At 63.5% G+C, this 10,178-nt stretch carries 11 protein-coding genes, 1 tRNA gene and 1 pseudogene; 2 read left to right on the top strand and 11 right to left on the bottom strand.

Going from position 1 to position 10,178, the window contains the following annotated elements; genetic code table 11:
- Window positions 1–707 (top strand): autotransporter outer membrane beta-barrel domain-containing protein (locus MOV74_RS20470; RefSeq protein WP_246926052.1); only part of this gene is annotated, 707 nt, incomplete at its 5' end.
- A 486-nt stretch (window positions 708–1,193) separates the two neighbouring features.
- Here the strand turns inward: MOV74_RS20470 and MOV74_RS20465 are convergent.
- The 8 genes from MOV74_RS20465 to MOV74_RS20430 form a co-directional block, all read right to left on the bottom strand.
- Complete coding sequence (locus MOV74_RS20465; protein WP_063685700.1) at window positions 1,194–1,466, bottom strand: DUF1150 domain-containing protein; 273 nt, start codon at window positions 1,464–1,466, stop codon at window positions 1,194–1,196.
- A gap of 50 nt (window positions 1,467–1,516) precedes the next feature.
- Window positions 1,517–1,942: an Hsp20 family protein gene (locus tag MOV74_RS20460; RefSeq protein ID WP_246926049.1), complete on the bottom strand. Its 426-nt coding sequence runs from the start codon at window positions 1,940–1,942 to the stop codon at window positions 1,517–1,519.
- Between the two features lie 326 nt (window positions 1,943–2,268).
- A complete protein-coding gene (locus MOV74_RS20455) occupies window positions 2,269–3,354 on the bottom strand; it encodes a sn-glycerol-3-phosphate import ATP-binding protein UgpC (protein ID WP_246926048.1) in 1,086 nt (361 codons plus the stop codon).
- Window positions 3,355–3,462: 108 nt separating this feature from the next.
- Window positions 3,463–4,311, bottom strand: coding sequence for a sn-glycerol-3-phosphate ABC transporter permease UgpE (gene ugpE, locus MOV74_RS20450; protein WP_246926047.1), 849 nt, complete (start codon window positions 4,309–4,311; stop codon window positions 3,463–3,465).
- Complete coding sequence (ugpA, locus tag MOV74_RS20445) at window positions 4,311–5,192, bottom strand: sn-glycerol-3-phosphate ABC transporter permease UgpA (RefSeq protein ID WP_246926046.1); 882 nt, start codon at window positions 5,190–5,192, stop codon at window positions 4,311–4,313. Before ugpA ends, ugpE begins: the two co-directional genes overlap by 1 nt.
- A 48-nt stretch (window positions 5,193–5,240) precedes the next feature.
- The gene (gene ugpB, locus MOV74_RS20440) at window positions 5,241–6,557 is read right to left on the bottom strand and encodes a sn-glycerol-3-phosphate ABC transporter substrate-binding protein UgpB (RefSeq protein ID WP_246926045.1); all 1,317 of its coding nucleotides are present in this window, start codon (window positions 6,555–6,557) and stop codon (window positions 5,241–5,243) included.
- A 374-nt stretch (window positions 6,558–6,931) separates the two neighbouring features.
- Window positions 6,932–8,137 (bottom strand): CaiB/BaiF CoA-transferase family protein, encoded by a 1,206-nt coding sequence (locus MOV74_RS20435; protein ID WP_246926044.1) that lies wholly within the window; start codon window positions 8,135–8,137, stop codon window positions 6,932–6,934.
- A 178-nt stretch (window positions 8,138–8,315) separates the two neighbouring features.
- Window positions 8,316–8,741, bottom strand: a complete 426-nt coding sequence (locus MOV74_RS20430) for an organic hydroperoxide resistance protein (protein ID WP_061023501.1) — start codon at window positions 8,739–8,741, stop codon at window positions 8,316–8,318.
- A gap of 149 nt (window positions 8,742–8,890) precedes the next feature.
- On the opposite strand from MOV74_RS20430, the gene MOV74_RS20425 reads away from it, so the two are divergent.
- Complete coding sequence (locus MOV74_RS20425) at window positions 8,891–9,361, top strand: MarR family winged helix-turn-helix transcriptional regulator (protein WP_246926043.1); 471 nt, start codon at window positions 8,891–8,893, stop codon at window positions 9,359–9,361.
- Here the strand turns inward: MOV74_RS20425 and MOV74_RS20420 are convergent.
- From MOV74_RS20420 to MOV74_RS20410, 3 genes and pseudogenes are all read right to left on the bottom strand, one after another.
- Window positions 9,358–9,600 (bottom strand): annotated as a pseudogene (locus MOV74_RS20420) (GIY-YIG nuclease family protein). The gene MOV74_RS20425 and the pseudogene MOV74_RS20420 overlap by 4 nt on opposite strands.
- A gap of 135 nt (window positions 9,601–9,735) precedes the next feature.
- Window positions 9,736–9,811 (bottom strand) — tRNA-Ala (locus MOV74_RS20415).
- Between the two features lie 93 nt (window positions 9,812–9,904).
- A partial coding sequence (locus MOV74_RS20410) for a TIGR02300 family protein (protein ID WP_246926041.1) occupies window positions 9,905–10,178 on the bottom strand: 274 nt, incomplete at its 5' end.

The following is a 10,178-nucleotide window of genomic DNA, read 5'->3' as shown; positions in this document are numbered from 1 at the left end:
CAGGCTTCGCGCTCGCCGGCGGCGGCACCAGCTTCTCCGTGGCCAATGGCGGCACCGGCCGTTCCGACCTGTTCCAGGCCGGCGCCTTCGTGCGCCATCATGCAGGTGCGGCCTATGTCACGGGCGCGCTGGCCTATGGCTGGCAGGACATCGCAACCGATCGCAATGTCACGATCGCAGGCCTCGATCATCTCCAGGCACGCTTCAACGCGAATGCGTATTCCGGCCGGCTGGAAGGTGGCTATCGCTTCGTCGCTCCCGTGATCGGCGGCGTCGGCGTCACGCCCTATGCGGCCGCGCAGTTCACCACGTTCGATCTGCCGGCCTATACGGAGCAGGCGATCACCGGCAACAACGCGTTTGCCCTGACTTACGGCGCCAAGAGCGTCACCGACACTCGCAGCGAGCTCGGCCTTCGCACCGACAAATCCTTCGCCATGGCCGACGGCATCGCGACATTGCGCGGCCGTCTCGCCTGGGCCCATGACTTCAATCCCGACCGCGCCATCGGCGCGACCTTCCAGGCGCTCCCCGGTTCGAGCTTCGTCGTCAACGGCGGCGCGCAAGCCGCCGACTCCGCGCTCGTCACCGCATCCGTCGACAAGAAATGGCTGACCGGCTGGGCCGCTGCTGCGACGTTCGAAGGCGAATTCTCGAACGTTACGCACAGCTACGCCGGCAAGGGCGTGGTGCGCTACGCGTGGTGAGACTGCTGCGCCGCCTCTAGGCCACGAGAGCCGAGGACGCGATAGCCTCACGCTTCGTCATTGCGAGCGGACATCCCCGCTCTCGTGCCCCGGACGCAGCGCAGCGCGAAGCGGTGCGCTGCAGAGCCGGGGCCCATCTCTCCACATTGAACGTGTTGCTTTCTGGGTCCCGGCTCTGCGCCGCATCGCCATAGCGCGTCGAAGACGCGCGTAAACGCGCTGGTGGCGGCTGCGTCGCGTCCGGGACACGAAAGTTGAGCACGCTGCAGCCTCACACTCCGTCATTGCGAGCGCAGGTCTCTCGACATCGTCATTGCGAGGAGCTCTTGCGACGAAGCAATCCAGGCTGTCTCCACGGAAAGATTCTGGATTGCTTCGCTGCGCTCGCAATGACGATCCGGAGACATCATCGCCCAAAATGAAAACGGGCACGCCTTCCTGCGAAGGCATACCCGTCAAAACTCTAATCGTGCGACGCGCGTGCGCTCAGTGCACGCTGACGGCCTGCAGCTCGTTGCTCCAGGCGTTCGCGACCGCGGCTTCGCGGCTGTCGGTCAGCATGATCGGCGTGCCGTCGGCGGCGTGGAGCGCGAAGAGCTTGAGACCCGGCGCAATCTTGGGCGCCTCGGGAAACAGGTCCGGCACATCCTCGGAGCGGATCTGCTTCACATAGGCGATATGGCCTTCGCCCAGGGTTGCCAGCGTCTCCGGGGAGACGTTCTTGGCTTCGAATTCGAACGCAACGTGACCTTCACTCATGGTCTCGACTCCTCTGGAACACTAAGCGGTCGAGTCCGCTACTCGTTCCATTATTCGTGCTCATTGATAGCGATTGTCTTAACGATCCTCTCCGGTTCAGGCCGGGCCAGGTCGACCGACAACAACCCGTTCTTCAGATCCGCACCCAGCACCAGCATCCCCTCCGCCAGCACGAAGGTGCGCTGGAAGTGGCGCGCGGCGATGCCGCGATGGATGTATTGCCGGGACTTGTCGTCCTGCTGCCGCCCGCGAATGACGAGCTGGTTTTCCTCAATGGTTACATCGAGTTGGTCGCGCGTGAATCCTGCGACCGCCAGCGTGATTCGTAAGCGCTCGGGCTGGCCGTCCGCGCCGCCGCACCTCTCGATATTGTAGGGAGGATAACCGTCGGCACCTTTGACGACGCGATCGAGCACGCGCTCAATCTCGTCGAAGCCCAGAAGGAACGGACTGGATAACGTGGGAACACGAGACATAGTTTACAAAGTCCTCTCGAAGCGACTTTGGTGCATCAGGGCCCGCAAGTGGCACCCCTTGATCAGCAATATGGGCATGTTCCCATGTGGGTTCAAGCAGGTAGCGGGGGTGTGGATGGGCGTCTCCACCGTGACCAATATCGAGTGAAGTGCTTCCGGATCGTCATGGCCGGGCTTGTCCCGGCCATTCACGACCTTGCTCGTTGCGCCAAGAATGTGGATGCCCGGGCATGACGAGTGCGGACGAATTACCCAACGAAAACAACGCCGCATCTACTGTGCATGGGGTTGTTTTCGCAGTTTTGGTTTGGGAGGCCTCGGAACCCTCAGGCTTCGAGCCGCTTTCGGCCATCGCCACTGAAAAGGTGCAGCTTGTTGCGCACCGCCGCGACCCGGATTTTCGCGCCGATGGCGGGGGCCTCGGTTCCGGGAATGCGGACGATGATCTCGCCGGGCGGCAGCTCGCCGGGCGTGGCGGCGACGCGCTGCTCTTCCTGCTCGCGCGCGCCATAGACGAAGGTCTCTGCGCCGACGCGCTCGATCGCCTCCACCGTCAGCGGCAATGCGACGCCGCCGGCCGGGGTCTGGTCGGTGATGACGAAATCCTCCGGGCGGATGCCGAGGATCCCGGCTTCGCCTGCGCTGCCACCGAGCTGCGATTTGATCTCCTCGGCGCGTGTCGACATCAAATTCATCGGCGGCGCGCCGATGAAGGAGGCGACGAAGGTCGTCGCCGGCTTCTCGTAGATCGCAAGGGGATTGCCGACCTGCTCGACCTGGCCGCCATTCATCACGACGAGAATGTCGGCGAGCGTCATCGCCTCGAGCTGGTCGTGGGTGACGTAGATCGACGTGGTGTTGAGCCGGCGTTGCAATTTGCGGATCTCGACGCGCATTGCGATGCGCAGCTTGGCGTCGAGATTCGAGAGCGGCTCGTCGAACAGGAACACCTTCGGCTGGCGCACGATGGCACGGCCCATGGCGACGCGCTGACGCTGGCCACCCGAGAGCTGGCGCGGCTTGCGCTCCAGCATCGGCGACAATTCGAGCACGCGCGCGGCTTCCTCGACGCGGGTCTTGATTTCGGCTTCTGCCATGCCGCGGTTGCGCAGACCGTAGGCCATGTTGTTGTAGACGCTCATATGCGGATACAGCGCGTAGTTCTGGAACACCATCGCGATGTCGCGATCGGCGGGCTCGACCTGGTTGACGATCCGGCCGCCGATGTCGATCTCGCCGCCGGTGACCGTTTCGAGCCCCGCGACCATGCGCAGCAGCGTGGACTTGCCGCAGCCGGAGGGGCCGACCAGCACGCAGAACTGTCCGTCGCCGACATCGACGTCGACGCCCTTGATGGCCTCGAAGCCGCCGGGATAGGTCTTGCGGACGTTGCGCAGGGTGACGTTAGCCATGGGTTGCACCGGCGAGTAGCGAATAGGGAGTGGCGAATGGGGAACGTGTAATACGCAAGGCAGACGCAGCGACCCCATTCGCCACTCGCCATTCACTATTCGCCATCTTCACTTTTCCGTCTCGACCAGACCGCGCACGAACAATTTCTGCATGACGACGACGACGAAGACCGGCGGCAGCATCGCGAGCACGGCGGTCGCCATCACGATCGGCCATTCGGTCAACGCGTCGGTGGTGGTGATCATCTTGCGGATGCCGATCTGGATGGTCTGCATGTCGTCGCGCGTGGTGATCAGCAGCGGCCAGAGATATTGATTCCAGCCGAGGATGAACAGGATCACGAACAGAGCGGCCATGTTGGTGCGCGACAGCGGCAGCAGCGTATCCCAGAAGAAGCGGAAGGGGCCGGCGCCGTCGATGCGCGAGGCTTCCAGAAGCTCGTCCGGCACGGTCATGAAGAACTGGCGGAACAGCAGCGTCGCCGTGGCCGAGGCGATCAGCGGCAATGACAGGCCGGCATAGCTGTCGAGCATGTGCAGATCGGCGACGATCTTGTAGGTCGGATAGATGCGGACCTCGACCGGCAGCATCAAAGTGATGAAGATGATCCAGAAGATCGGCATCCGGAACGGAAAGCGGAAATACACGATCGCATAGGCCGAGATGATCGAGATCGCAATCTTGCCGACCGCGATCAGCAGCGCCATCACCAGCGAGTTCAGCATCATGTTGCCGACCGGCTCGCGGGTCGAGCCGCTCGTGCCGACGAAGATGGTCTGGTAGTAGGTTTCGAGGAAATGGCCGCCGGGCAGCAGCGACATCTGCCCGTTCGCGATCAGCGCGTTGTCCTGGGTCGAGGCGACGATCGCGATGTAGACGGGGAACGCGACGATCGCGATCCCGATCCAGAGGATGATGTGAGCGACGTAGCGGCGAAAGCCCTCTTCCTCGACCATCAGTAGGTCACCTTGCGTTCGACGAAGCGGAACTGGATTCCGGTCAGCACGATGACCATGATCATCAGGATCACCGATTGCGCCGCGGAGCTGCCGAGATTGCCGCCGAGCAGGCCGTCGGAATAGACCTTGTAGACCAGCGTGACCGTCGATGTGCCGGGCCCGCCGCGGGTCATGGTGTCGATGATGCCGAACGTGTCGAAGAAGGCGTAGACGATGTTGACGACCAGCAGGAAGAAGATGGTCGGCGACAGCAGCGGGAAGGTCACGGTCCAGAACCGGCGCATCGGGCGGGCGCCGTCGATCGCGGCGGCCTCGAGCACGCTTCGCGGGATGCTTTGCAGGCCGGCGAGGAAGAACAGGAAGTTGTAGGAGATCTGCTTCCAGGCGGCGGCGAGGATGATCAGGGCTGCGGCCTGGTCGCCGTCGAGCAGAGGATTCCAGTCGACGCCGAGGGCGCGCAAATATCGCGAGAGCACGCCGAGCGAGGGATGCAGCATGAAGATCCAGAGCACGCCGACGACCGGCGGCGCCACCGCATAGGGCCAGATCAGCAGTGTCCGGTAGAGCGTCGAGCCGCGCAGCGGCTTGTCCGCCATCACGGCAAGCAGCAGCGCAAACGACAGCGACGACACAGCGATGGCGAACGAGAAGAAGAAGGTCCGCACGATCGCCTCGAAATAGGCGCGGTCCTTCAAGAGCTCGATGTAATTGTCGAACCAGACGAAGGTGGTCGAGAGACCGAAGGCATCCTGGAGCAGGAAGGACTGGATCACCGCCTGCAGGGCCGGCCAGTAGAAGAAAATCAGGACGATCGCGAGCTGCGGCGCAACCAGCGCGTAAGGCAACAGCTTCGATTGGAAAATGGCTTGCTTTTGCATGATGCCCCGGAACGGCAGGCCGGAGTCACCGGCCTGCCGCTGATCGTCTCACTTGACGGCGGTCTTTTCGAACTGACGCAGCATCGTGTTGCCGCGCTCGACGGCCGCGTCCAACGCCTGCTTGGCGGTCTTCTTGCCGGCAAGCGCCTGCTCGATCTCTTCCGACCAGACGTCGCGGAGCTGCACCATGTTGCCGAGACGCAGGCCGCGGGAGTTCTCGGTCGGCTCCTTGTTGGTCAGCTCGAGCAGCGGGGTTTCGAGATAGGGCTGGTCCTTGTAGAAGCCCTCGGCCTTGGCCTTCTCATAGGCAGCCTTGGTGATCGGCAGGTAGCCCGAAGCCTTGTGGATATAGACCTGGCGATCGGTGTCCGAGAGGAAGGTCAGGAATTTTGCGACGCCCTTGTATTCCTCGGCCGGCTTGCCGCCCATGACCCAGAGCGAAGCGCCGCCGATGATCGAGTTCTGCGGCGCGCCCTTTGCTTCGGGATAATAGGGCATCGGCACCGCGGTGAAGTTGAACTTGGCCTGCGCCTTGACGTTGCCGAAGAAGGCCGACGAGGTCAGATAGATCGGGCATTCGCCCGAGGTGAAGCGGCCTTCGCCGGTGTTGGTACGGCCGGCATAGTCGTAGACCTTGGTCTTCTGGAGCTCGACCAGGTTCTCGAGATGCTTGACCTGGAGCGGTCCGTTGAACTCCAGCACGGTGTCGAAGCCGTCGAGGCCGTTGGCCTTGCTGGCGAGCGGCACGTTGTGCCAGGCGGAGAGCTGCTCGAGATTGACCCAGGTCACCCAGGAGCCGGAGAAGCCACAGGAGTCATGACCGGCAGCCTTCAGCTTCTTGGCGGCCTCGAACGTTTCGGGCCAGGTCTTCGGGATCTCGACATTGGCCTTCTTCAGCTCGTCGAGGTTGACCCACATGACGGTGGAGGACGAGTTGAAGGGAAACGACAGCATCTCGCCCTTCGACGTCGAGTAGTAGCCGGTGATGGCGGGCAGGTAGATCTTGGGATCGAACTTCTCGCCGGCGTCGGCCATCAGCTTGTAGACCGGCTTCACGGCGCCGGTCGCGGCCATCATGGTGGCGGTGCCGACTTCGAACACCTGCATGATGTGCGGCGCGTTGCCGGCGCGGAACGCCGCGATGCCCGCATTCATGGTGTCGGCGTAGTTGCCCTTGTAGGTGGGGATCACCTTGTAGTCGCTCTGCGCGGCGTTGAAATCGTTGGCGAGCTTGACGATGACGTCATTGTTGGCGCCGGTCATCGCGTGCCACCACTGGATTTCCGTCACGGCCAAAGCCGGCGAAGCGCCGAGACCAACCGCGAGTGCAACAGCAGCAGCCGTGCCAAAATGTCGAAGAGCCATCAAGAAAACCTCCCTTGCCCGTCATTCAAGAAGCGCTTGCGCTAGCAGCGCCATATGACGTTCACATGACTGTGTAAGCGGCCGAAACGAAAGCGGCAAGCGCGGGAAAAGGGAAGCCGTCAAATAGGCGAAGACGCCGCGGGCAGCCTCCTCCATTCGCGCTGCACATGCGTGCTCGCGCCGCAGTGCGGCATTGGATGATGTGGGGCTGGCCGAGGCCGCGGGTTCGAATACCTCTCCCGCTTGCGGGAGAGGTCGCGCCGAAGGCGTGGGTGAGGGTTCGCTCCTCTGGGGATTGTCCCATGTAGAGACTCCCTCTCCCGCAAGCGGGAGACGGAGTGCACCTGCCCCGACGCTCGATCTTCGTCTTTATCTCAGCGCTTGCGCTCGGGGCCGCAGACGGTGCCCTTCTCGACCATCGCGTCGATCTCGGCCTTGGAGAAGCCGAACTCGCCGAGCACTTCCGTCGAGTGCTGGCTGAATTTGGGCGGCAGGCGGCGCAGGCTCGGCTTGCTGCGGTCGAGCCGGATCGGCGAGGCGACGCCCTTGTACCAGTCCTTCTCGATAATATCCCCGCGCGCGATCGTGTGCGGGTTGGTCAATGCCTGATCGATCTTCTGCACCGGCCCTGCGGGCAGGCCCGCCGCAAGCAGGCGATTGCACAGCGGCTCGGCCTCGTGCTGGCTGAACACCGCGGCAAGCTCGGCGCGCAGCGCCTCGCGGTTGGCGATGCGGTCCTTGTTGCGGGCAAAGCGCGGATCGGTGCCGAGCTCAGGCTTGCCGATCTCCTTGGCGAGCTTGCGGAAGGTGCCGTCATTGCCGACGCCGATGAAGATGTCGTCGGTCTTGGTCGGGAAGATAGCGTAAGGCACGAGGTTGGGGTGCTCGTTGCCGGTGAGCGACGGCGGCTTGCCATGCATGAAATAATTCGCGGTGTGCGGATGCATGATGGCAAGGCCGGTCTCGTACAGCGTCGTCTCCAGGAACTGGCCCTTGCCGGAGCGCTGCCGCTCCGACAGTGCCATCAGGATGCCGATCGCCGCGTAAAGGCCGGTGGTGATGTCGACCAGCGGCACGCCGATCCGCATCGGTCCGCTCTCGGGCGAGCCGGTCGCGGCGATCATGCCGGTCATAGCCTGGATGATGGCATCATAGCCGGGATTGCCGCCGCGCGGGCCGTCGGCGCCGAAGCCGCAGATCCGGCAATGCACGAGGCGCGGGAATTTCTCGCGCAGCACCTCGTTGCCGATGCCCCATTTCTCCAGCGTGCCCGGCTTGAAATTCTCGATCAGGACGTCGGCGCTCTCCAGCATCTTGAGCAGCACGATGCGGCCGCCCTCGGAGGCGAGATCGAGACCGATCGAGCGCTTGTTGCGGTTGATGCCGATGAAATAGGCCGCGTCCTCCTCGTGGAAAGGAGGGCCCCATTCGCGCACCTCGTCGCCTGCAGGTGGCTCGACCTTGATCACGTCGGCGCCATGGTCGGCGAGGATCTGGGTGCAGTAGGGACCGCCGAGCACGCGCGTGAGATCGATGACGCGCAGTCCGCTCATGGCACCTGTGGCGGCTTCAGAACTCATTGCTTTCGCTTCCCTGTGTCGACGTTTGATCACAGGCCTAGCGAGCTTCGTGCACGCCAGCAATGGCCCCGTGCGTAGGGGCGTATGCGCCGCCGCCGGTCAATCCCGGGGCATGGCAAAACCTAACGGAAGCGGCCGGCCCGAGGGGGATCCCGGGCCAGCCAATCCGCCGTTCCGATCAGACGACCGTCAGGCGAACGTCGACGTTGCCGCGCGTGGCGTTGGAATAGGGGCACACCTGGTGTGCCTTCTCGACCAGTGCCTCGGCCTCCGCGCGGGCAAGGCCCGGCAGCGAGACAGCGAGGTCGATGTCGAGACCGAAGCCACCCTCGGAGCGCGGGCCGATGCCGACGGTCGAGGTCACGGAGGCGTCGGCCGGAACCTTGGGGCCGCCCTGCGAGGCCACGAACTTCATCGCGCCGATGAAGCAGGCGGCATAGCCGGCCGCGAACAGCTGCTCGGGATTGTTGCCGGCGCCGCCTCCGCCGCCGAGCTCCTTCGGCGTGGTCAGCTTGACGTCGAGCGCGCCATCGAGGGTTGCAGCATGGCCGTCGCGGCCGCCGGTGGCCTTGGCGCTGGTCTTGTAGAGGACGTTCACGGACATTGTCGTCTCCCTGGGTTTCGTTGGGTACGGTCTCTATCGCAGGCAATTAGATTGTGCACAATTGAAATTGCAAGGTCTCACATTTAATTGTTCGCAATTGAATGTGGCGGCGCGCGGCCCCAGAATGAGACAAACCCGAGAGATCCTCCATGCCTCGAAAATCACCTGCAGCGGACGCGCCGCTGCGGCTCGACAACCAGATCTGCTTTGCGGTCTATTCGGCCGCGCATGCGTTCAACCGCGTCTACAAGCCGCTTTTGGACCGGCTCGGCCTGACCTATCCCCAATATCTCGTCATGCTGGTGCTGTGGGAGCGCGACGACGTCGCGGTCAAGGACATCGGCGAGCGACTGTTCCTGGATTCGGGCACGCTGACGCCGCTGCTGAAGCGGCTGGAGGCCGCTCATCTCGTGAGGCGTACCCGCTCGAGCGAGGACGAGCGTCAGGTCCTGATCGCGCTGACGGCGCAGGGGCACGCGCTGAAGGAAAAAGCCCGCAGCGTGCCGCAGTCGATCCTGGTGGCCTCGGACTGCTCGGTGCCGGAACTGGTGGCGATGAAGGACGAGATCGTCGCGCTGCGCGACCGGCTGAATGCGGTGATCGGGGAGTACGGGGATTAGGACAACCGCTTCTTCGTAAACGCCCGGCCGGAGTGGGACTTCAGGTACGCCTCGAACGCGAGCGCTCTATGCTTGTCGGGGAAGGCGCAGTACCAGATCAGCTTCCAGGGCTTGAATTTGGCGGTGTGGCTCGATTTGCCGGCATTGTGCTACGGAAGCCTTCGCTTCAAGTCCTCCGTTGCACCAACGTATTCCTGCTCGGGAAATTCGATGCTGCGAAGGATGTAGACGTACCACATTGACGGCAATCGCCCGGACAGTCGCTAAGTGGGGGGCTCACCAGTCCGTCTTCGCCCTTCGGGCTTCGCCGGACACCACGCTTCACCCTTCGGGCTCCTCGTGGCCGCGCCACGCCTAGCCCGAAGGGCGAAGCGTGGTGGAGCCAGGCGGGATCGAACCGCCGACCTCTTGCATGCCATGCAAGCGCTCTCCCAGCTGAGCTATGGCCCCTTAGTCCTCGCGGGATGACCCTGGTGGTTCACCCCAACCGGCGAGCCCTGGTGACTCGCGCGGTGCACCCTTTTTCACAGATCAGGGCTGATCTCAAGTCTCTTCATCACCTCCGACATCACCAATGATGTCGGTCACGTCCTCATCGCCTTCTTCTTCGTCGGCAATGAAGGTCGAATCATCGTCATCGTCGTCATCGAGGGTCTCGTCGACCTCGATATCGTCCTCGGATTCGGGCACGACGGCCTTGACCTTGCCGGTATTCTCCTCGGCGTCGGCCTCCTCGAGCGACACCTCTTCGACCTCCGCCGGCTCCGGAGTGGCGTCCGCCGTCGCCGCGTGCCGGGCTTCGGCGCCGCGGGGTACG

Source organism: Bradyrhizobium sp. SHOUNA76, assembly GCF_023006445.1.
Classification (GTDB): Bacteria; Pseudomonadota; Alphaproteobacteria; order Rhizobiales; family Xanthobacteraceae; genus Bradyrhizobium.
Note: the sequence above shows the minus strand (reverse complement) of the source record. Positions and strands in the feature narration are given on the sequence as shown.